Source organism: Novosphingobium album (ex Liu et al. 2023) (assembly GCF_029076845.1).
GTDB lineage: Bacteria > Pseudomonadota > Alphaproteobacteria > Sphingomonadales > Sphingomonadaceae > Novosphingobium.
On the sequence record NZ_JARESE010000020.1, the window covers coordinates 160646 to 180673 of the forward strand.

The 20028-nt window shown below is 67.1% G+C and carries 28 protein-coding genes; 15 read left to right on the forward strand and 13 right to left on the reverse strand.

Annotation, left to right across the window (positions count from 1 at the left end; genetic code table 11):
• Positions 1 to 57 precede the first annotated feature (57 nt).
• From PYV00_RS08405 to rpsI, 4 genes are all read left to right on the forward strand, one after another.
• On the forward strand, positions 58 to 1122 hold the full coding sequence (locus tag PYV00_RS08405) for a COX15/CtaA family protein (protein ID WP_275227837.1): 1065 nt from the start codon (positions 58 to 60) through the stop codon (positions 1120 to 1122).
• Positions 1119 to 1454, forward strand: coding sequence for a divalent-cation tolerance protein CutA (gene cutA, locus PYV00_RS08410; RefSeq protein ID WP_275227838.1), 336 nt, complete (start codon positions 1119 to 1121; stop codon positions 1452 to 1454). The genes PYV00_RS08405 and cutA overlap by 4 nt, the downstream gene beginning before the upstream one ends.
• A 183-nt stretch (positions 1455 to 1637) precedes the next feature.
• Positions 1638 to 2117 carry a 50S ribosomal protein L13 gene (rplM, locus tag PYV00_RS08415; RefSeq protein ID WP_275227839.1) on the forward strand — a complete coding sequence of 160 codons (480 nt, stop codon included), beginning with the start codon at positions 1638 to 1640 and terminating at the stop codon, positions 2115 to 2117.
• Positions 2117 to 2647, forward strand: a complete 531-nt coding sequence (gene rpsI / locus PYV00_RS08420) for a 30S ribosomal protein S9 (RefSeq protein WP_275227840.1) — start codon at positions 2117 to 2119, stop codon at positions 2645 to 2647. Before rplM ends, rpsI begins: the two co-directional genes overlap by 1 nt.
• 63 nt (positions 2648 to 2710) lie before the next feature.
• Here rpsI and PYV00_RS08425 read toward each other — a convergent pair whose 3' ends face one another.
• Positions 2711 to 3406 (reverse strand): aspartate/glutamate racemase family protein, encoded by a 696-nt coding sequence (locus tag PYV00_RS08425; RefSeq protein ID WP_275227925.1) that lies wholly within the window; start codon positions 3404 to 3406, stop codon positions 2711 to 2713.
• Positions 3407 to 3616: 210 nt separating this feature from the next.
• Here PYV00_RS08425 and PYV00_RS08430 point away from each other — a divergent pair, with 210 nt between their 5' ends.
• The 3 genes from PYV00_RS08430 to PYV00_RS08440 are packed head-to-tail and all read left to right on the forward strand — an operon-like array spanning position 3617 to position 5266.
• A complete protein-coding gene (locus PYV00_RS08430; protein ID WP_275227841.1) occupies positions 3617 to 3982 on the forward strand; it encodes a PadR family transcriptional regulator in 366 nt (121 codons plus the stop codon).
• Entirely contained in the window at positions 3972 to 4544 is a 573-nt protein-coding gene (locus PYV00_RS08435) for a DUF1700 domain-containing protein (protein WP_275227842.1), read from the forward strand. Before PYV00_RS08430 ends, PYV00_RS08435 begins: the two co-directional genes overlap by 11 nt.
• Positions 4545 to 4558: 14 nt before the next feature.
• Positions 4559 to 5266, forward strand: coding sequence for a GIN domain-containing protein (locus PYV00_RS08440; RefSeq protein ID WP_275227843.1), 708 nt, complete (start codon positions 4559 to 4561; stop codon positions 5264 to 5266).
• A gap of 112 nt (positions 5267 to 5378) precedes the next feature.
• Here the strand turns inward: PYV00_RS08440 and PYV00_RS08445 are convergent, their stop codons facing one another.
• Together PYV00_RS08445 and PYV00_RS08450 are read right to left on the reverse strand one after the other, a co-directional pair.
• A complete protein-coding gene (locus PYV00_RS08445) occupies positions 5379 to 6260 on the reverse strand; it encodes a metallophosphoesterase family protein (RefSeq protein ID WP_428981617.1) in 882 nt (293 codons plus the stop codon).
• 222 nt (positions 6261 to 6482) lie between these two features.
• Entirely contained in the window at positions 6483 to 6749 is a 267-nt protein-coding gene (locus PYV00_RS08450; protein WP_275227844.1) for a hypothetical protein, read from the reverse strand.
• Positions 6750 to 7053: 304 nt separating this feature from the next.
• On the opposite strand from PYV00_RS08450, the gene PYV00_RS08455 reads away from it, so the two are divergent.
• Entirely contained in the window at positions 7054 to 7353 is a 300-nt protein-coding gene (locus tag PYV00_RS08455; protein WP_275227845.1) for a UrcA family protein, read from the forward strand.
• A gap of 51 nt (positions 7354 to 7404) precedes the next feature.
• Here the strand turns inward: PYV00_RS08455 and PYV00_RS08460 are convergent, their stop codons facing one another.
• From PYV00_RS08460 to PYV00_RS08470, 3 genes are all read right to left on the reverse strand, one after another.
• Positions 7405 to 8142, reverse strand: a complete 738-nt coding sequence (locus PYV00_RS08460) for a LytR/AlgR family response regulator transcription factor (RefSeq protein ID WP_275227846.1) — start codon at positions 8140 to 8142, stop codon at positions 7405 to 7407.
• Positions 8135 to 9457 (reverse strand): sensor histidine kinase, encoded by a 1323-nt coding sequence (locus tag PYV00_RS08465; RefSeq protein WP_275227847.1) that lies wholly within the window; start codon positions 9455 to 9457, stop codon positions 8135 to 8137. Before PYV00_RS08465 ends, PYV00_RS08460 begins: the two co-directional genes overlap by 8 nt.
• Before the next feature lie 120 nt (positions 9458 to 9577).
• Positions 9578 to 11092, reverse strand: coding sequence for a fumarate hydratase (locus PYV00_RS08470; protein ID WP_275227927.1), 1515 nt, complete (start codon positions 11090 to 11092; stop codon positions 9578 to 9580).
• Between the two features lie 208 nt (positions 11093 to 11300).
• Here PYV00_RS08470 and PYV00_RS08475 point away from each other — a divergent pair, with 208 nt between their 5' ends.
• The 4 genes from PYV00_RS08475 to PYV00_RS08490 are packed head-to-tail and all read left to right on the forward strand — an operon-like array spanning position 11301 to position 14343.
• On the forward strand, positions 11301 to 11903 hold the full coding sequence (locus PYV00_RS08475; protein ID WP_275227928.1) for a protein-L-isoaspartate O-methyltransferase family protein: 603 nt from the start codon (positions 11301 to 11303) through the stop codon (positions 11901 to 11903).
• 2 nt (positions 11904 to 11905) lie between these two features.
• On the forward strand, positions 11906 to 13360 hold the full coding sequence (locus PYV00_RS08480) for a TolC family outer membrane protein (RefSeq protein ID WP_275227848.1): 1455 nt from the start codon (positions 11906 to 11908) through the stop codon (positions 13358 to 13360).
• A gap of 23 nt (positions 13361 to 13383) precedes the next feature.
• Complete coding sequence (locus PYV00_RS08485) at positions 13384 to 13860, forward strand: DUF2497 domain-containing protein (RefSeq protein WP_275227929.1); 477 nt, start codon at positions 13384 to 13386, stop codon at positions 13858 to 13860.
• Between the two features lie 51 nt (positions 13861 to 13911).
• A complete protein-coding gene (locus PYV00_RS08490) occupies positions 13912 to 14343 on the forward strand; it encodes an acyl-CoA thioesterase (RefSeq protein ID WP_275227849.1) in 432 nt (143 codons plus the stop codon).
• Positions 14344 to 14378: 35 nt separating this feature from the next.
• Here the strand turns inward: PYV00_RS08490 and PYV00_RS08495 are convergent, their stop codons facing one another.
• Positions 14379 to 14678 (reverse strand): hypothetical protein, encoded by a 300-nt coding sequence (locus PYV00_RS08495; RefSeq protein WP_275227850.1) that lies wholly within the window; start codon positions 14676 to 14678, stop codon positions 14379 to 14381.
• 132 nt (positions 14679 to 14810) lie between these two features.
• Here PYV00_RS08495 and PYV00_RS08500 point away from each other — a divergent pair, with 132 nt between their 5' ends.
• The 3 genes from PYV00_RS08500 to xth all read left to right on the forward strand — a co-directional run bounded on the left by PYV00_RS08500 (position 14811) and on the right by xth (position 16460).
• Complete coding sequence (locus PYV00_RS08500; RefSeq protein ID WP_275227851.1) at positions 14811 to 15239, forward strand: CBS domain-containing protein; 429 nt, start codon at positions 14811 to 14813, stop codon at positions 15237 to 15239.
• 88 nt (positions 15240 to 15327) lie between these two features.
• Entirely contained in the window at positions 15328 to 15660 is a 333-nt protein-coding gene (locus PYV00_RS08505) for a HesB/IscA family protein (protein WP_275227852.1), read from the forward strand.
• A gap of 26 nt (positions 15661 to 15686) precedes the next feature.
• Positions 15687 to 16460, forward strand: coding sequence for an exodeoxyribonuclease III (xth, locus tag PYV00_RS08510; protein WP_275227930.1), 774 nt, complete (start codon positions 15687 to 15689; stop codon positions 16458 to 16460).
• A 48-nt stretch (positions 16461 to 16508) separates the two neighbouring features.
• On the opposite strand, the gene PYV00_RS08515 is transcribed toward xth, so the two are convergent.
• The 6 genes from PYV00_RS08515 to dnaQ all read right to left on the reverse strand — a co-directional run bounded on the left by PYV00_RS08515 (position 16509) and on the right by dnaQ (position 20020).
• Positions 16509 to 17171, reverse strand: a complete 663-nt coding sequence (locus PYV00_RS08515) for a cell wall hydrolase (protein ID WP_275227853.1) — start codon at positions 17169 to 17171, stop codon at positions 16509 to 16511.
• Positions 17172 to 17360: 189 nt separating this feature from the next.
• A complete protein-coding gene (locus tag PYV00_RS08520) occupies positions 17361 to 17699 on the reverse strand; it encodes a DUF1491 family protein (protein WP_275227931.1) in 339 nt (112 codons plus the stop codon).
• Position 17700: 1 nt separating this feature from the next.
• Complete coding sequence (locus tag PYV00_RS08525; RefSeq protein WP_275227854.1) at positions 17701 to 18189, reverse strand: PaaI family thioesterase; 489 nt, start codon at positions 18187 to 18189, stop codon at positions 17701 to 17703.
• Positions 18164 to 18625: a PTS sugar transporter subunit IIA gene (locus tag PYV00_RS08530; protein WP_275227855.1), complete on the reverse strand. Its 462-nt coding sequence runs from the start codon at positions 18623 to 18625 to the stop codon at positions 18164 to 18166. Before PYV00_RS08530 ends, PYV00_RS08525 begins: the two co-directional genes overlap by 26 nt.
• Positions 18626 to 18741: 116 nt before the next feature.
• Positions 18742 to 19308 carry a ribosome hibernation-promoting factor, HPF/YfiA family gene (gene hpf / locus PYV00_RS08535; RefSeq protein WP_275227856.1) on the reverse strand — a complete coding sequence of 189 codons (567 nt, stop codon included), beginning with the start codon at positions 19306 to 19308 and terminating at the stop codon, positions 18742 to 18744.
• Between the two features lie 25 nt (positions 19309 to 19333).
• Complete coding sequence (dnaQ, locus tag PYV00_RS08540; RefSeq protein ID WP_275227857.1) at positions 19334 to 20020, reverse strand: DNA polymerase III subunit epsilon; 687 nt, start codon at positions 20018 to 20020, stop codon at positions 19334 to 19336.
• Positions 20021 to 20028 lie beyond the last annotated feature (8 nt).

The window sequence follows — 20028 nt, forward strand, 5'->3', positions numbered from 1 at the left end:
GGCCCCGACCCGCTCCCCCCTTGCGCAAAACCGCGCAAGGTCGCAGGGAGTGGCCGCATGAGAATCCCCGACGGTCGCCCGCTCATTGGAACCAGCGACGATATCGCCGCGATTGCCCGATGGCTGCTGATCGTGGCGGCGCTGGTGGTGATGATCGTGGTCGTGGGCGGCATCACCCGGCTGACCGAATCGGGCCTTTCGATCACCGAGTGGAAGCCGCTGACCGGGGCCATCCCGCCGCTGACCGAAGCGCAGTGGCAGGCCGAATTCGCCGCCTACCAGCGGATCCCGCAATATACCGAGGTCAACGGCCCGGCCGGCATGACGCTGGCCGATTACAAGTTCATCTATTTCTGGGAATGGGTCCACCGGCTGCTGGCGCGGCTGATCGGGCTGGCCTTCGCGCTGCCGCTGGCCTGGTTCTGGTATCGCCGCACGATCCCGCTGGGCTACAAGCCGCGCCTGCTCGCGCTGCTGGCGCTGGGCGGCCTGCAAGGCGCGGTGGGCTGGTGGATGGTGTCCTCCGGGCTCAGCCAGGACGTGAAGGTCAGCCACTTCAGGCTGGCGGCGCACTTGCTGGTGGCGCTGACCACGCTGGGCGGGCTGGTCTGGACCGCGCTTGATCTCAAGGCGCTTGGCCGCCGGGAAGCCCCGTCGCGGCTGACCGGGTTCGGCGCGGCCGCGCTGGCCGTCGTCGCGGTGCAGCTGTTCCTGGGCGCGCTCGTCGCGGGGTTGCGCGCGGGCTATGTCTCGGGCGCGGGCTGGTTCAGCCTGGATGCCTGGCCGCTGATGCAGGGCCGCTTCCTGCCCGAAGGCATCGACTGGTCGCAAGGCACGGCGCACGCACTGTTCAGCGATCCCTACCTCACGCATTTCCTGCACCGCTGGTGGGCCTGGGTGGTGGTGATCGCGCTGGTGATGATGGGCCGCCGCTTGCGCGCGAAGCACCGGCGCGAGGTTTCGGTGGCGCTGCACAGTGCGTTCGGCCTGCAGATCGTGCTGGGCGTGCTCACCGTCTGGTCGGGCGTTTCGCTGTGGATCGCGGCGGCGCACCAGCTTGTCGGTGCGCTGGTGCTGGTCGCCACGGTCTGGGGCGCGCACGCGCTGGGCGCCCGCAAATGACCGAGGCGGCGCCAAGGGACGTGCCCGCGCTCCTCTGGTGCCCCTTTCCTGACGGCGAATCGGCCGCCGCCTGCGTGCACGCGCTGCTGGACGAAGGGCTGATCGCCTGCGGCAACATCCTTCCTGCGATGACCGCGATCTTCGTGTGGAACGGCACAAGAAGCACGGCGGAGGAAACCGGCGCGCTGCTCAAGACCAATGCCGCCCTGCTCGAACCGGCCACGCGCCGGCTTGCCCAGCTCCATCCTTATGACGAGCCCGCCGTGCTCGGCTGGCGCTGCGACGCGGCCGCGAGCGGCACGGCGGCATGGCTGGCCGGCATCGGCGGCTAGCGGGCGCGATCGGCCCCCGCTCGGCATCACGGTATCATTTTACCTCTTCGCAAACCCGCGCCCTGCTTGACTTAGAGGCGGATTTCGACGATTGGGCCGCCTTCCCGTAAGCCGGCGTGCCCCTTTGGGCGCGGCTGGAGGCGGCAAAAGTTACAGCACCCAATACATAGGGAATGACCAGCCATGAAGGCGCTTACCAAGGTCACCCGGTCGATCAAGCCGGCCGAGGTGGAGAAGAAATGGCATCTGATCGATGCCGAGGGTCTGGTGGTCGGCCGCGTCGCCGTCATCATCGCCGACCTGCTGCGCGGCAAGCACAAGCCGAGCTTCACCCCGCATGTCGATTGCGGCGATCACGTCGTCGTGATCAATGCCGAAAAGGTCCGCTTCACCGGCAACAAGCTGAAGCAGCAGACCTACTACAAGCACACCGGCTATGCCGGCGGCCTGAAGGAAGTGACCGCCGACAAGGTTCTGGCCGGCCGCTTTCCCGAGCGCGTGCTGGAAAAGGCGGTTGAGCGCATGATCCCGCGCGGGCCCCTCGGCCGCGCCCAGATGCGCGCGCTGCACGTCTATGGCGGCCCCGAGCATCCCCACGCCGGCACGCAGCCCGAGCTGCTCGATGTCGCATCCATGAATCGCAAGAACAAGGTGGGCGCGTGATGTCCGATACCGATACCGTTCAGAGCCTGTCCGACCTCAAGGACCTTACCGACGCCGCGCCGGCCCCCGTGGTGGCCGAGACCCAGGCGCCCGTCATCCCCGCCGCTCCGCCCGCGCCGCTGCGCGATCAGGAGATCGACGCGCAGGGCCGCGCCTATGCCACCGGCCGCCGCAAGGATGCAGTCGCCCGCGTCTGGCTGAAGCCCGGCAGCGGCAAGATCACGGTCAACGGCCGTGACCAGGAAGTCTATTTCGCGCGCCCGACGCTGCGCCTCGTCATCGCCCAGCCGTTCCAGGTCGCCGATCGCACCGGCCAGTACGATGTCATCGCCACCGTCAAGGGCGGCGGTCTTTCGGGCCAGGCGGGCGCCGTCAAGCACGGCATCGCGCAGGCCCTGTCGAAGTACGAGCCCGTGCTGCGCGGCGCGGTGAAGGCCGCCGGCTTCCTCACCCGCGACAGCCGCGTGGTCGAGCGCAAGAAGTATGGCCGCGCCAAGGCCCGCCGCAGCTTCCAGTTCTCGAAGCGCTAAGACTTCGGGTTTATCGACCTGCAAGGGGGTCGCGGGCAGCCGCGGCCCCTTTTTCTTGTCCGGTCAATCCGCCAGCGCCGCCGCGACCGCCGCCTCGGCATGGAGCCGCGTGGTGTCGAACAGCGGCACCGCGCTGTCCTCCGGCCGCAGCAGCAACATGATCTCGGTGCAGCCCAGAATGATGGCTTCGGCCCCGCGTTCGACCAGCCGGGCGATGATGGCCCGATATTCGGCCCGCGATTGCTCTGTCACCACACCGGCGACCAGTTCGTCGTAGATGATGCGGTGCACCGTTGCCCGGTCCGCCGCTTCGGGCACGAGCACATCGAGCCCGAAGCGATCGCGCAGTCGCCCGCGATAGAAGTCCTGTTCCATGGTGAAGGCCGTGCCCAGCAGGCCTACCTTGCCCATTCCCGCAGCGACGATGGGTTCCGCGACGGTATCCGCGATGTGCAGCAGCGGGATCGCGATCGCGGCCTGCACCGCGTCGGCCATGCGGTGCATCGTGTTGGTGCAGATCACCACCATGTCCGCCCCCGCCGCTTCGAGCCGGGTCGCCGCGTCGATCATGCGCGCGGTGAGGGTATCCCAGTCCCCGGCCCGTTGCAGCGCCGCGATCTCGGAAAAGTCGAAGGACCAGAGCAGGCATCGCGCCGATGCCGTCGGCCCGATGCGATCGCGAATCGCCCGGTTGATGATACCATAATATTCGGCCGAGCTTTCCCAGCTCATGCCTCCGACAAGCCCGATCATGCGCATCGCCATGCCATAGCGCACCGCACGGGTGATGCAAACCGCTCGCGATCCAGGGATAATATGGTGTTATGTCATGTCCTTATGCGACAGGCATTTGCACAATACCTCGTGATAGCAAGATACCTTGCATGAACACGCATTAAGTCGATGCAAGGTATCTTGCATAACATACTACCTTGCGATACACCGCCTCTCGTCCACGGGAGATGATTCGTGTCCGAAATCGAAATCCAGTTGAAGAAAGGGGTGCTCGGCCTGTGCGTGCTCGCCCTGCTGTCGCGCGGTGACAGCTACGCCTACGAGATCGCCAGCCGCATGGCCCACGCGGTCGATATGGGCGAAGGGACGATCTACCCGCTGATGCGCCGGATGCAGTCCGAAGGGCTGGTCGGCACTTACCTTGAGGAATCGCCCTCGGGTCCGCCGCGCAAATATTACAAGATCACCGATACCGGCCGTGGCCGTCTTGCGGAGCAGGTCGCCGAATGGCGCACGTTCACCGCCGCGGTCGAAGGCCTCATCACGCCCGCAGCAGAAGCGGCGCCGGAAGGCCAAGCGGAGGCAAGCCATGACGCGTAACGAATTCATCAAGCGGCTGAAGGCCGGCCTCAAGGGGATGCCCGCCGAGGATGTGGCCGAGATCGTCGGCGATTACGAAGCCCATTTCGATGCCGGCGCAGCCGATGGCCGATCCGAGTCGGAAGTGGCCGAGGCCCTGGGCAACCCCGGCCGGCTGGCCCGCGAGCTGCGGCTGGAAGCCGGCATCCGCAACTGGGAAGCGGGGCGCACGCCGTCCTCGGCCTGGGCGGCGGTGCTGGCGTTCATGGGCCTGGCCACGATCGACATCCTGATCCTGGCGCCGATCGTGCTGCCGATCATCGGCGTGATCGTGGCCTTGTATGTCGCGGTGATCGCGGTGTTCATCGCCGGCGGCTTCGTCATGGTCGTCGGCCCGTTCAGCGCGATGCCGGGCGGCGCCATCGCCGCGCTGCTGGCCGGGCTTGGCATCATGGCCGGATCGGTCGCGGCCGGGGCGCTGCTCACCATCGTCTCGATCTGGGTGATCAATGCCCTGATGTGGTTCGGCCGCCTGCACTACCGGGTGATCGAGCCCGCCATCAAATCCGACGACTTCGCATGAGGAAGGACAGGACCATGCTCAAGAAACTGCTCGTGGTATTTGCCAGCGGAACCATCCTGTGCGTCGTCGCGCTCGGCCTTGCCTGGGTGGTCGGCGGCAAGGAGCTGCACCAGTCGATGCTGGGCGGCGAAGGCTTCAACATCAGCTTCGGCCCGGATGCCAAGGGCCCGCGCAAAACGCGCACCTTCGCGATCGACAGCGGCCAGACGCTCACCATGGAAGTGCCGGTGGACCTGCACTTCTCGCGCGGCGACGAGGCGAAAATGGTGGTCAGGGGCCCGGCGGCCGCAATCGACCGGCTGGTCTGGGAGAATGGCCACCTCTCGCTGAAGGGCCCCGCCCGGCTGGGCCATGGCCTTGACGTCACTATCGTCGCGCCGCAGATCGCGGGGCTCGATCTGGAAGCCCCCGGTGATATCGCGCTGGCCGGGCTGCAGCAGGACCAGTTCCGCCTGCGGTCCGAAGGCGCGGTGGACCTGACCGCCGACGGCAAGGTCCGCCGGCTCGACATCAGGGCCGCGGGCGCCAGCGACCTCGATCTGGCCCGGCTGGATGCCGAGGATGCCACTGTACGGGTGGATGGCATGGGTGATGTCAGCATCGCCGCCACGCGCAATGTCGATGTGGAGATCAACGGCGCGGGCAATGTCACGCTGCACCGCAAGCCGGCGCATTTGCGCAGCGCGATCAATGGCGTGGGCTCGATCGACCACGAATACTGATACCGGCACCGCCCACCCCCCGCCGGCGGTATCGCGCGGACGGCCGTGCCGGCATGAGCCGGCGCGGCCGTTTTCGCGTGGGGGGCCTTGTCCGGTGCGCGCGGCAACGCGATCAGTAGAGCGGGGGATCGACCGGTGGGATCGTCGCGATCGAGGAGACCGGCTCACCGGGCTTGCGCGGCGGCATGGCATCTTCGGGCACATCGTCGATCTGCATGTCCGGCGTGGGCACATGCCCGAGGTTGCGCGCCTCGACCGTGACCTTGCCGCCATCGATGATGATCTGGTTGAAGCTGGGCGGGGTCGACCGGATGCGCTGCGAGAGCGTGCCGGCGCCGATCATGCGCACCGGCCCGGCCGGGGTCTGCTCGATCAGGTCGAACGGATCGTGGACATGGCCGCTGAGAATCCCCAGCACCTTGCGGCGCGCCAGTTCCTCCAGCGCGCGCGTGCCGTTGATCGTCAGCCGCTTGCCCGCGGCACTGCGTTCGGGCAGCGGATGATGCGCGGTGACGAGCACGCGCGTGCCGGCCGGCAGCGCGTCGATCGCCGCCAGCGTCTCGGCCAGCGCGGAGCGCGTCACCCAGCCGTTCGACCAGGGAAAGCGCCACTGCGCGCGCGTCGCGGTCCTGAGCGGGACGATCGCCAGATCGCCGAGGTCAAGCTCCACCTCCACCACCGCCTTGATCGCCTGGATCCGCTTGTAAGGCGTCACGAAGCGTTCGATGAGATTGACATAGGGCATGTCGTGATTGCCCACCTCGACCGTCACCGGCACGTCGAGCGAGCCGATCCACTGGCAGGCGACGGCGAATTCGCGATGCCGCGCGCGCATCGTCAGGTCGCCGGTGATCGCGATCGCGTCGGGCCGCTCGGCGCCGATGCAATCCTCCACCCAGGCGAGCGCCTGCCGATCCTCCAGCCCGAAGTGAAGGTCGCTCAGGTGAAAGAGCTTGATCGGGCCGCGCCGCATCGGGTCCGCGCTACCGTGCATCTGCCGGTTCACCGTCCATCAGCAATCCCATCGGTTCTCCTTCCCGGCAGACCAGCCGCAACGTCCGGTGACTTGCGGGGAAAGCCATAGGGTACGTTACGGAAATCGTATTGCAGCCGCGCGACGTCGCGCGCGGTAAAGTGGCCGCATCGCGCATGGCCGCCGCTGTCGCGCGCGCCGCGTCTCATGCGGGAAACCGCCCGGGCGGGCACAGGGTTCCCATCATACTTTCCTCGTCAGGATGAGCCAGGCGGACAAGCCGTTAAAGGCGCTGTAGACGGCATAGCCCCAGGCCCAGGCCAGCGATCCGGCATGGGCCATCAGCATCGCGCCCAACAACATCACGAATTCGACCAGCAGGCTGACGCGCCCGGACAGGAGGTGGAAGAACCGCGGCATCTGGCCCAGCAGCGGATGGCCGCTTTCCAGCACGGCCTTGTGCGCGGCGAAATTGGCGATGCCCAGGCAGAAGATGACGAGAATGGCCATGTTCCCGTCGCACTGTAGTCATCCCGGCCGCACAAGGCCAGTCGCGCCTTGCACACCCAGGGCAGCGCGAAACGCGGCCCCGATTCGCCCGCACACCCCGGAAATCCATGCCTTTCCCGCCAGCGGGCGATGGCGTTCGTCGATGGCCGAAGTCGTTCATCGGGCCGCCTTGCCGTTCGTCGAGCCGGGACGAGCCACAGTCGAGCCCGCCATGCGCGGCGCCCCGATTCCCGGCACAACCCACTCATCGAGCCGGACAGTAAGTCCCCCCGCCGCCGGCTCACCCATGAGGAGGAAGTACACAATGAAGATCACCACCCCGTTCGCCATGGCCGCCGCGCTCGGCATCGCCCTGACCGCCACCGCGTCCTATGCCCGCGAAGTCCGCGTCAGCTACGGCGACCTGAACCTGGCCACCGCCGAAGGCCAGAAGAAGCTGGAGCGCCGCCTCGACCAGGCCGCTCGGCAGGCCTGCGGCTTTGACGAGATGACCACCGGCACGCGCCTGCGCTCGGCCAAGACGCTGGCCTGCTACAAGGAAGCCCACGCCAAGGCGCGCAACGACATGGCTCTCGCCATCGAGAACGAGCGCCTGGGCGGCTGATCCCCCGACAACCGAGGTCCCAAAAGAAGAAGTGCCAACAAACTGGCGGGCCTAGCGGCCCGCCATTTTCTTTACGTTGGGCAGATAGGTCCGCCCGATCCGCAAGGCCTCGCCATCGGCGGTCTCGACCGACCAGACGCCAAGCCCTTCATGCCGAAGGCCCGTGACATGGTCCCGGCGCAGGATGGTGGAGCGGTGGATGCGGATGAACTTCGCCGGATCGAGCCGCGATTCCAGCCCCGTGATGGTCTGCAGCAGCAGATAGCTCTGCCCCGCGACATGGATGCGCACATAATCGCGCTCGGCATCGATGCGCTGCACGTCGGATGCGGCGACCCGCACCAGTTCGGAGCGATGCGGCACCCAGAATTCGCTGAGCCAGGCCTCTCCCGCGCTCTCGGGCCGGGCCGCGCGATCGGCCCGCCGCGCGACGACGCGCGCGATGGCGCGGCGCAGCCGGTCCGGCGCGACCGGCTTGAGCACATAGTCCACCGCGTCGAGATCGAACGCCTCGACCGCGAATTCATCATGCGCGGTGACGAAGATGATCGCCGGCGGGTTCGCCAGCCGGCCCAGCCGCCGGGCGACGCCCAGCCCGTCGGTTTCGGGCATCGTCATGTCGAGCAGGACGAGATCGGGCGCCAGCGCGTCGATCAGCCGCAAGGCCGCCTGCCCGTCGTTCGCGGTGCCGACCACCGCGACTTCATCGAGCCGCGAACAGATCACCTGCAACCGCTCGACCGCCAGCGGCTCGTCATCGACGATCAGCGCGCGCAAGGCTTCAGGCACGGGCGAGTTCCAGCGGAATGCGGATCACGGTGCTGAAGCCGCCATCGGCGCGCTTGCCGAAGGCAAGGCTGGCCGCGTCACCGAAGCGCGCGCGCAGGCGATCGCGCACATTGCCCAGGCCGATGCCGCAGCCATGCGTCTCGCCCTGGCGCGCGCCGGGGCCGTTGTCGCTGACCGAAAGGCACAGGAAACCGTCCTCGCGCCGCGCGGCGATAGTGATCGTCACCGGCTCGCGCGTGCTGGCGACCGCGTACTTCACCGAGTTTTCGACAAGCGGCTGCAGGATCATGCCCGGCACCATCGCATCGGCGACGTCGGCGTCAACATCGATTTGCGTGAGCAGCCGGCTGGGAAAGCGCACGCCCTCGATCGCGAGATAGAGCTGCTGCAGCTCGATCTCGTCGGCCAGCGGCAAGTCGTTGGTCGGATCGCCCGAAAGCGTGTGGCGATAGAAAGTGGAAAGCGTCTGGATCATCTGTTCGGCATCGTCCTGCCGCCCGGTCATGACCAGCGCGGACAGCGAATTGAGTGTGTTGAACAGGAAGTGCGGATTGACCTGATAGCGCAGCGAACGCAGCTCTGCGGCGGCGGCGGCGCGCCGGTATTCGCCTTCGCGCCGCTCGGCCGCGCGCGCTTCCTCGGCCTTGACCAGCGCGAAATAGAGCGCCGCCCAGGCGAGCACGAGGAAGTAGCGGCCGAACGCGGTATCGGCGATCACCGCCCAGCGCTTGGTCGCGCGCTCGTCCGTCGGCGCCTGCAGCGTGATCTTCGATCCGGTTCCGGCCTGCGGCGGCTTGCCGGCCGGGGCGGCCGTCGGGGGAACGGCCGGAACCTGGGGCGCCCTGGCCGAATCCGGCGCTCCCGGAGCCGGAACCGGCGCCACGGGAGGGGCTGGCGGCTTGGGCGGGGCCGGCGGCAAGTCCACCAGGATATTGCCGGCATCGTCGCGCGAGATCCGCACATTGCCACCTTCGCCCTGCTGCTCGGCCGGCATCTCGCCGTCGATGTCGGAGAACACCGCCTCGTTGATCGCACCCAGCGCCAGCGAGACGGGCAGCGCGCCCAGCATCACGACCGCCACGCGCGTGCCGAACGAGCGCCGATCGAGCAATTGCAGCAGCGGCCAGAGCGCGGCCATCACCAGCATCGAGACGATGCAGATGGTCAGGCGGCGCGAGATGATCGGCCAGTCGAACTCGAACCCCAGGAAGATCCCGCGCAGTGTCGCGACCAGGAAATAGCACGCCCACAGCGCGATCAGCGACGCGAGGACGAGCCGCGCCGGAACGCGCGCCTCTGGGATATCATCGTTCATGACCGGCCCGCATAGCGCGGACCGGGCCATGCTGGCCATGCCGCCGGTCGGCGCGGATCAGCGCTTCGTCGAGCCGGGCCAGGGCCCGCCCGCGCCGAAAGGCCGCTGGCCAACGAAAGGTCAGCCCGCGACGAGATGGTCTTGCGCGATCTTCGCCTTCCAGACTTGCGGCGCGAGCTGGTGGACATTGTTGCCCTCGCTGTCGACCGCGACCGTCACCGGCATGTCCTCGACGGTGAATTCGTAGATCGCTTCCATGCCGAGGTCGGCGAAACCAAGCACCCTCGCCTCGCGGATCGCGCGGGCGACGAGATAGGCCGCGCCGCCCACCGCCATCAGGTAGGCGACCTTGTGCCTGGCGATCACCTCGGTCGCGCCCTGCCCGCGCTCGGCCTTGCCGATCATCGTCAGCAGGCCCAGCTCGCACATCATGTCGGTGAACTTGTCCATGCGGGTCGCGGTGGTCGGGCCGGCGGGGCCGACCACTTCGCCGACGATCGGATCGACCGGGCCGACATAGTAGATCGCCCGGCCACGGAAATCGACCGGCAGTTCCTCGCCTTTCGCCAGCATGTCCTGGATGCGCTTGTGCGCCGCGTCACGGCCGGTGAGCATCTTGCCGTTGAGCAGCAGCCGGTCGCCATGCTTCCAGCTCTGCACTTCCTCCGCCGTCAGCGTGTCGAGATCGACGCGCCTGGCCTGCGCGTCGGGCGCCCAGGTGACGTCAGGCCAGTCGTCCAGTTTCGGGGTTTCGAGGAATTTCGGCCCCGAGCCGTCGAGCGTGAAATGCGCATGGCGCGTCGCCGAGCAGTTGGGGATCAGCGCCACCGGCTTGCCCGCCGCGTGGCACGGCCATTCCCTGACCTTGACGTCGAGCACCGTGGTCAGCCCGCCCAGCCCCTGCGCGCCGATGCCGAGCGCGTTGACCTTGTCGTACAGCTCGATGCGCAGCGCCTCGGTATCGGTCTGCGGGCCGCGCTCCTTGAGCTCGTGAATGTCGATCTCGTCCATCAGCGATTCCTTGGCGAGCAGGACCGCCTTTTCCGCCGTGCCGCCGATGCCGATGCCGATCTGGCCGGGCGGGCACCAGCCCGCGCCCATCTGTGGGATCATCTCCAGCACCCAGTCGACGATCGAATCGCTGGGGTTCATCATCTTGAACTTGGTCTTGTTTTCCGAGCCGCCGCCCTTGGCCGCAACGTCTACCGACACCGTGCTGCCCGGCACCATCTCGACATTGAGCACGCAAGGCGTGTTGTCCCTGGTATTGCGCCGGGTGAAGGCGGGATCGGCGACGATCGAGGCGCGCAGCTTGTTTCCCGGGTGCATATAGGCCCGGCGCACGCCTTCATCGACGACTTCCTGCAAGGACTTGTCCGATTCGAGCCGGCAGTTCTGCCCCCATTTCAGGAACACGTTGACGATGCCAGTGTCCTGGCAGATCGGCCGGTGGCCCTGCGCGCACATTTTCGAATTGGCCAGCACTTGCGCCATCGCGTCCTTCGCGGCGGGGTTCTCCTCGCGCTCCCAGGCTTTCGCCAGCGCGCGGATATAATCCATCGGATGGAAGTAGCTGATGTATTGCAGGGCATCGGCGATGCTGTCGACAAGGTCGGCTTCGCGGATAGTCACCATTTCGGCCATGATCGTGCGCTCCTGAACGGCGGTGAGACGGTCGGGTGGAAGCAGCTGGTCGATGCCGATTCCACTCCGGTCGATGCGTCTCTAGTCACGGCGGACCCATTCCGTCAAAGCGCTTGGCGTAGCAGGCCGCATGTCATAGAAGGCCCGGCGCTATGCATTGTCCGCACCCGGGGCGGGCACATGAGGGAAAATGCTCGCAATGACAATGACCGAGGATCGGCCCACCGCCTCATCGGAAGCGGCGCGCCGTGCCATGATCGACAGCCAGTTGCGCACCAGCGGCGTCAACGAACCTTGGGTGCTGGCCGCGATGGCCAACGTGGCCCGTGAGGATTTCGTGCCCGAGGCGATGCGCGCCGCCGCCTATATCGACCGCGCGATCCCGCTGGGCAATGGCCGCTCGCTCGCCGCGCCGCTGGTCCATGGCCGGATGCTGGCCGAAGCCGCGCCCAAGCCGGCCGACAAGGCGCTGCTGGTGGGGGATGGCCAGGGCTATCTCGCCGCGCTGCTGCGCCCGCTGGTGGGCACGCTCGACGCGGTCGATCCGGCCGCGGCCACCAAGCCCGCAGCCAGCGACGGCTTTTCGCTGATCGTGATCGACGGCGCGATCGAGGAACTGCCGGCGGCGCTCGCCGCGCGGCTGGGCGAAGGTGGCCGCGTGGTGACGGGGCTGCTGCTGCGCGGCGTGACCCGGCTCGCGGTCGGCCGCAAGACCGCCGGCGAGGTCTCGCTGCTGCCGCTCGCCGAAATCGGCATTCCGGTCCTTCCCGAATTCGCCGCGCCGAAACGCTGGAGCTTCTGACCATGATCCGCGCTGTCGGACGCGCCGGTCTGCTGACCGGGGCCTGCTTGCTGTTGACCGCCGGCGCGCAGGCTGCTTTCGCCGACACGCTGCGCGATGCCCTGGTGCTGGCCTACCAGACCAACCCGACGCTTGAATCCGCGCGGGCCCAGCAGCGCGCCACCGACGAAAGCGTGCCGATCGCGCGCGCCTCGGGCCTGCCCAGCCTCAGCGCCGACGCGACTTACACCGAATTCGTCAAGCGCAGCGCGAACAGCTTCACCGCGCCCGAACGCGGGCTTTCGGCGGGCGTGGACCTGGGCGTGCCGATCTATTCGGGCGGCGCGGTGAAGAACCGGGTGAAGGCGGCGAAGAACCGGGTGCAAGCCGGCCAGGCGGACTTGCGCGGCACGGAAAGCGCGGTCTTCTCGCAAATCGTGGCGGCCTACATGGACGTGATCCAGAACCAGGCGATCGTCGGGCTGAATCGCGGCAACGTGGACGTGCTCAACGTCAACCTGCAAGCGACCAGCGACCGTTTCGAGATCGGCGATCTCACCCGCACCGACGTGGCCCAGTCGCAATCGCGGCTGGCGCTGGCGCAAGGCGACGCGCGCAGCGCCGAGGCCAACCTGGCCGCCTCGCGCGAACGCTATATCCAGCTTGTCGGCAAAGTGCCCAACGCGCTGGAGCCACCGCCGCCGCTGCCCAACCTGCCGGTCTCGGCCGACGAAGCGGTTCGCGTCGCGCTGGACAACAATCCCGACATCCTCGCCTCCAAGGAACGCGTCGACGCGGCCGAGAACGACATCGACGTTGCCGGCGCGGGCCGCTTGCCCACCGTCAGCCTCTACACCTCGGGCGCGTACAACAACTATTTCAACACGCTGGGCGGCGCCAATTCCGCGCAGATCAAGCAGACCGAGCAGACCGCGCAAGCCGGTGCGCGGCTGACCATTCCGCTGTTCCAGGGCGGCCGCCCGGCGGCGCAGCGCCGGCAGGCGCAGGCGCAAGCCTCGGCCGCGCTCGAAACCCAGATCGAGATCGAGCGCGACGTGATCGCGCAGACCCGCTCGGCCTATACCTCATGGACCGCCGCGAACGAGCTGATCCGCTCGGCGCAAGTGGCGGTGGAAGCCGCCGAGCTGAGCCTGGAAGGCGTGCGGGCGGAAAACACCGTGGGCAACCGCACGATCCTCGACATCCTCAATGCCGAGCAGGAACTGCTCAACGCCCGCGTGCGGCTGGTGACGGCCCGGCGCAACGCCTACGTCGCCGGCTTCTCGCTGCTGGCCGCGATGGGCCGGGCCGAAGCGCGCGACCTCAATCTGGATGGCGGCACGCTGTACGACCCGGATCTCAACTACAAGCGCGTGCGCGGCAAGTGGTTCGACTGGGACGACGATCGCGCGCCGACCGTGCAATCGACACGCACCGTTGACACGCCGGTGCAGGACGGTGACATTCCACCGCAATGACTCAGCGCTCAGGGGGTAAAGCGATGCGCCAGGCCGGGGAGCCTACCGTCGAGGAGATACTCGAATCGATCAAGCAGGTGATCGCGCGGGACAACCGCGCGGGTGCCGCTGTCGAACGCCGCCGCCGCGCGACCGCCGGCGTGGCCGAGGAAGAACCGCTTGACGGCGCGGACGAGGCCGACGTGCTCGATCTCGCCGGCATGATCGAGATCGCCGACGAACCGGCCGAGGATGAGGACGATGAGGCCGAGGCGGCCGACGAGGCCCTGGTCAATCCCGAGGCGCGGGCCAGTATGCGCGATTCGCTCGCCGCGCTGGCGATGCTGTCGCAGCCGGGCGTGCCGCCGCAGATCGTCCGTTCGGGCGAAACCTCGCTAGAAGGCCTGACGCGTGATCTGCTGCGCCCGGCGCTGGCCGAATGGCTCGACAAGAACCTGCCGCCGATGGTCGAAAAGCTGGTGGCGGCCGAAATCGCCCGGATCGTCGGCAAGAAAGGCTGATGCCCGCCGCGCGGCTGGACCTGCCGCCGACCTGGCTCTAGGCCCCCAGCCATGGCCAGACCCGAACCCGCGCTGCTCGATCCCGCGCGCTATCCGTTCCGCTGCGCGATCGACTTGCGCTTCGGCGATCTCGATCTCAACATGCATGTCAACAACGTCGCGTTCGCCGGCTTGCTGGAGGAAGGGCGCGTGCGGTTCCACCGGGCCAGCGGCTATCGCGAAAGCCTGGGGCCGAACAGCTCGGTCGTCGCGAGCCTGGCCATCGAATACCTGGGCGAAGGCCGCTATCCGATCCCCATCGCCATGCATGTCGCCGTCCTGGCCCTGGGGCGGACCAGCCACACGCTGGCCCAGCTTCTGATGCAGGAGGACCAGCCGATCGTCTTCGCGCGGACCGTGCTGGTGACATCCGGGCCCGATGGCCCGGTCGCGCTCGGCCCGGATTTCCGCGAATCGGCCCAGCGCTGGATGCTCGCGGCCTAAGCATCGCGGATCGCGCACGCCCGATCGGCCCCCGATCAGCCTTCCCGGTTGCGCTCATCCTCCAGCTTGTCGGCGATCGACTCGTCGTGGCCGGTGCCGCTGGAAAGGAACACCAGCCCCATCAGCGCCGATGCCAGCAGCATGGTAAAGCCGATGCCCAGCGCGGTGGCGATGTAGAGGTGGATCGAAACCAGGCCATTGCTGCGGTAAAGCAGCCAGACCGATCCCGCCACCATCGTCACCGTCACGAGCATCATCCAGCGCATCACGCGGCGATAGCGCGCCCAGGCGAAGGCCGCGTTGTGCGGATCATCCAGGGGCGAGCGCGGAATCATCGCGCCTCCTGTGCCCCTTTGCCCGCCCCGCCGCAAGCGCCGCGACCCTGGCCGGAGGCATGAATGCGGCGAAGTGGCGTGGCGGCCCGAGTTGTGATATTCTTTCACCCCAGAACAAGGGAGAGACAGAAAATGACCATCGGTCGCCTGATCGAGGGCCGCGATGCCGCAGTCCTCACCTGCCATGTCACCACGACGGTGCGCGATGCCGCCGCCATGCTGGCCGAGCGCCGGATCGGCGCCCTGCCGGTGATGCAGGGCGAAAGCCTGGCCGGCATCTTTTCCGAACGCGACGTGATCTACCGCCTGCACGAATTCGGCCCGGCCGTGCTGGAACGCCCGGTGGGGGACGTGATGACCGCGCCCGCCGTCACGGTGACGACCGACACCACCGTGCTGGCCGCGCTTTCGCTGATGACCCGCCGCCGCATCCGCCACCTGCCGGTGGTCGACGAGGGCCGCATGGCCGGCTTCGTTTCGATCGGCGATCTGGTGAAATACCGCATCGACAAGATCGAATCCGAAGCCGAGGCGATGCGCAGCTATATCCAGATGGCCTGACGGGGCTGGCAGTCGACGGACACGGCGCGCGGGCACCTTGGCGGGAAGGGCGCTTGCCGCGACACACGGCGGCGCCTACATTCAGGGCATGAACATCCAGCCCGTCTCTCTCAGTCCCTCGGCCGCCGCGCGCGTCGCGACGATTGCCGGAAAGCAGGGCAAGCCCGCGATCCTGCGCCTTTCGGTCGAAGGCGGGGGCTGTTCCGGCTTCCAGTACAAGTTCGGCCTGGCCGAAGCGCCCTATGGCGATGACGCGGTGACGGAAACCGATGGCGTGCGGCTGGTGGTCGATCCGGTCAGCCTCGATCTGGTGGCCGGCTGCACGGTCGATTTCGTCGAATCGCTGGGCGGCGCGGCCTTCCGCGTCGAAAACCCGAACGCGACCGCCGGCTGCGGCTGCGGATCGAGCTTCGCGGTCTGATCCCGCCCGTGACCACCGGCCCCCTGATCCGTGTAGCCAGCTTCAACATCAACGGCATCAAGGCCCGCTTGCCGCGCCTGCTCGAATGGCTGGAGGAAACCCGGCCCTCGGTCGCCTGCCTGCAGGAGATCAAGACGCAGGACGAGGGCTTTCCCGCCGACGAGTTCGAAAAGATCGGCTACCAGGCGATCTGGCACGGGCAAAAGGGCTTCAACGGCGTCGCGATCCTGGCCGATGGCGAACGCCCGGTCGAAATCCAGCGCGGGCTCGACGGCGATCCCGAGGATGACCATTCGCGCTATCTTGAGGCGGAGGTTTTCGGCCTGCGGGTGGTGTGCATCTACTTGCCCAACGGCAATCCGCAGCCCGGCCCCAAGTTCGATTACAAGCTGCGCTGGATGAGCCGTCTGCGCGACCGGATGCGCGCGATCTCGGCGGAGGAAGTGCCGGCGATCGTCACGGGCGACTACAACGTCATCCCGCATGACCGCGATGTCTGGGCGCCCGCCGCGATGGCGGCCGATGCGCTGATGCAGCCCAAATCGCGCGATGCCTATATGCGGCTGCTGCACGATGGCTGGACCGATGCGCTGGCGCTGCACAATCCGCGCGGCGGCCTGTGGACCTATTGGGACTATCAGGCCGGCGCCTGGCAGCGCGATCACGGCTTTCGCATCGACCATGCGCTGCTCTCGCCCGAGCTGGCCGACCGGCTCGTCGCATGCGGCGTCGACAAGAGCTATCGCGGGCGCGAGAAGGCCAGCGACCACGCGCCGATGTGGGTCAGCCTCAAGGCCTGACCCGGCGATGGCGGCTCCCGGCCCGCACAGGCCGGGAGAGCACCAATATCAGCGATAGAAGATGTGGTTGTCCACCCGCGCCAGCCGGGTGAGGCGCCAGCGGGGCGAGACGCGCGCGGCGTGGAAGAACAACGCGCCTTGCGCCGGGCTCGTCCAGGTGTTGTCGTCGGCGATCTGGGCAATGGCGACGGCCTCACGCCAGTCGCGCGATCCCTTACGGATCGGCGGCATCCCGCCACCGCGCACGAACGAGAACTGCGCGGGCTGATAGACCACGCCGCAATAGCTGCTGGGGAAGCGGCCCGAATTGGCGCGATCGACGATCACCCGGCCCACCGCGAGCTGGCCCGAGAGCGATTCGCCCCGCGCTTCGAAATAGATGGCGCCGGCCAGGCAATTGAGCTCGCGCGAAAGGTTTTCCGGCAGGGGCTGCGCGGCGACGAGTTCGCCCAGCGAAGCGGCCTCGCGGATCGAATCCGGTTCCGCATCGTCATCGCCGGCAGCGTCCACAGTGCCAGCATTGTCCTCGCCCGGCATGGCAGGAAGCGGCTGGATGACCGGATGGGAAACGAACGGGATGGCGGGTTTCTGCTGAACCGCGACCGGAATGGCTTCCTCGGCGGCGGCGCCCGAACCCTGGGCGCTCAGAAGTGCGGTGCACAACGTTGCGGTCAGCGCAATCGCGCTGGCCTTCTGGACCTTGCTTCGCATTATGCCTTGATCAAAAGCGGTGAACGCGTCCGACACAGGCGGGAACGGACGGCCCCTTGGGGCGTTGAAGTGTCCGTAACGACCTGCCGACGGCTCCCCGTCTGCGTGCTAGCAGGGATGGCCGATCCGCCTCCCATGCCGCATCCGCTTGAGCGAAGGCGCGCTTATCCTGACTTGCGGCGAAGTCAATCAAACCGTGGGCGGTAATCCGATGAACCGTTCGCCACGTGCGATATCCAGTTCCACGATCCAGAGATCGGGGTCCTGCTCTCCGCGCCGGGTCAGGAAATCGAGAAATTCCTGTTTGTTTTCAGGATCCTGGCGCTTCGAACAATGCCAAGCGCGGGTGCCGTCCGCCTGTGGCATCCTCTCATAAACCCTTGAGTTTGCGCCGTTTTCGGTAAGGACGAGCATCAGCGTACCGGCGTCGCGCTCCCCCTTGCTGAGCACGGCGGCAAAGCCACCTTCGGCCTGGACCCGGCGAATCAGCGCCGAGACTTCGAGATGCGCGGGAATCCGCGGTTCCACCTCAGGCGCCATCGGCCAGTGCGTCGGAATAGCCCGGCAGGCCGGAAAGCGCGATGCGCGAGCGCATGAACGTGCCCGTGCCGCGCCCCACTTCCTCTCCCTCGGCATCGACCAGCCGCGATTCCGCGACCAGGACCCGGCGCCGGCCGCTGATCCAGCGCCCTTCGGCGGTGACTTCACCTTCGCGGATCGGCTTGGAGAAATGCAGGTTGAACGATGTGGTCAGCAGAAAACGATCGGTGACGAGCGTGTTGGCGGCATAGAACGCGGCATCGTCCAGCATCTTGAAATAGATCGTGCCATGCGCGGCGCCGGCGGCGTGAAAGCAGCTGGGCTCGATCAGGAACGTGATCCGCGCGCTGCCTTCACCCAGAATCCGCAGTTTCGACGGAAACAGCCGATTGATCGGAGCCGAGGCATAGAGCCCTTCCAGCGCGCGCCAGTGCAGCCCGGCGCCGGAGACTTCAGGCGGCGTCGCGGTCAATGACATCGGAAAGGAGGCTGTAGACCGCCTCGGGGCCCGGTGCCTGGATCAGCGCGTCATGCATCCGTTCGTCGCGCATCATCCGCGAGATCGCGGCCAAGGCATGGAGATGCGCGGCGCCGGCCCCTTCGGGCGAGAGCAGGCCGAAGACCAGGTCCACCGGCATACCGTCCGCCGCGTCGAAATCGACCGGCGCGTTGAGTTTCAGGATGGCCGCCACGGGCCGGGTCAGCGTGGAGACGCGCGCATGCGGGATCGCGAAGCCCCGGCCGAAGCCGGTGCTTCCCAGATCCTCGCGCTGTGTGATTTTCGTGAGCACGGCATCGCGATCGAGCGCGTAGACGTCGGAAAACAGGCCCGCCAGCCGGCGCAGGATGGCTTCCTTGCTGCCTTCGGATACCGTCTGGACAGCCTCGGGCAGGAGAGTGAATAGAGCGGTCATTTCGGTTCAGACTATTATCAAGGGCCGGTTGCCAAACTACTATGCGTTTCCAACCTCCCGGAAACCGGGAGTTTGTCCTCTTCCTCCGACCAGAAAACCAGACGCCCGAGCAGGCGTCAGGAAGGTTCGACCCAGCCGATCGAACCATCGCCGCGGCGGTAAACCATATTATGGCGTCCGGTGCCAGCGTTTTTGAACAGAAGGGCCGTGGTATTGCGCAAGTCCAGCATCATGACCGCGTCCGAAACCGTGGCTTCAGGCACGTCGACCCGCGTCTCGGCGATGACCACAGGCGCATCGGCTTCCACTTCCTGATCGTGATCGACCGGCTCTTCGAAAATCGTGTAGGCTGCTTCCTCGATCGCATCGACGGAGACAGGCTGGCCATGGCGATCCTTCAGCCGGCGCTTGTAGCGGCGCAGCTGCTTGTCGATCTTTTCCGCCGCCTGATCGAGCGCGACATGCGCGTCCTGGGCCATGCCGGTACCCTTGAGCACGAGGTTCTGCATGACGTGCATGATGATATCGCATCGGAACGCGCCAGCCGGCGCGCGCCCGAACGTCACGTGCGAGGACAGGGCGCGGCTGAAATACTTCTCGACAATCGTGGTCAGGCGCTCACCCGCATGAACCTGCAGGGCTTCACCCGTATCGACCTGATGGCCGGAGACGCGGATATCCATTGAAGAACTTCTCCTACTTCTGATTTCAGGCAGACCAGACCGGTGCGGTGACGGTTTCGAGGAAAGCCGCGTGCGCGGCCAGTTCCTCGGCACTCGCCGCGTGCGGGCGGGGTTTGCGGAACGGACGCTCCCGTTTGACGAGAACCTGGGTTTCGGTGGCCTTGCCGGCGGTTTCCCCGGCCATCAGCTCAAGGCCGATCTGGCGGCCGCCGCGAAGCTCGACATAGACTTGCGCGAGCAACTCGGCATCGAGCAGCGCGCCGTGCCGGGTGCGGTGGCTGCGATCGATGCCATAGCGGGTGCACAGCGCGTCGAGCGAAAGCTTGGCGCCGGGATGGCGGACCTTGGCGATGGCGACGGTATCGATCATCCGCGCGCGATCGAGCGCGGGCAGGCCGCAGATCACCAGCTCGCTGTTGAGGAAGGCGAAATCGAAGCCGGCGTTGTGCGCCACCATCGGGCTGTCGGCGAGGAAGTCGAGCAATTCGGCGGCGCGATCGGAAAACAGCGGCTTGTCGGCCAGGAAGGCATCGGACAGGCCGTGCACCGCTTCGGCTTCCGCCGGCATCGTACGCTGCGGATTGAAATAGGCGTGGAAGGTCTCCCCGGTGGCCACCCGGTTCATCATCTCGATGCAACCAATTTCCACCATCCTGTCACCGCTTTTCGGGTCAAGACCGGTCGTCTCGGTATCGAAAATGATCTCACGCATCTGATTGC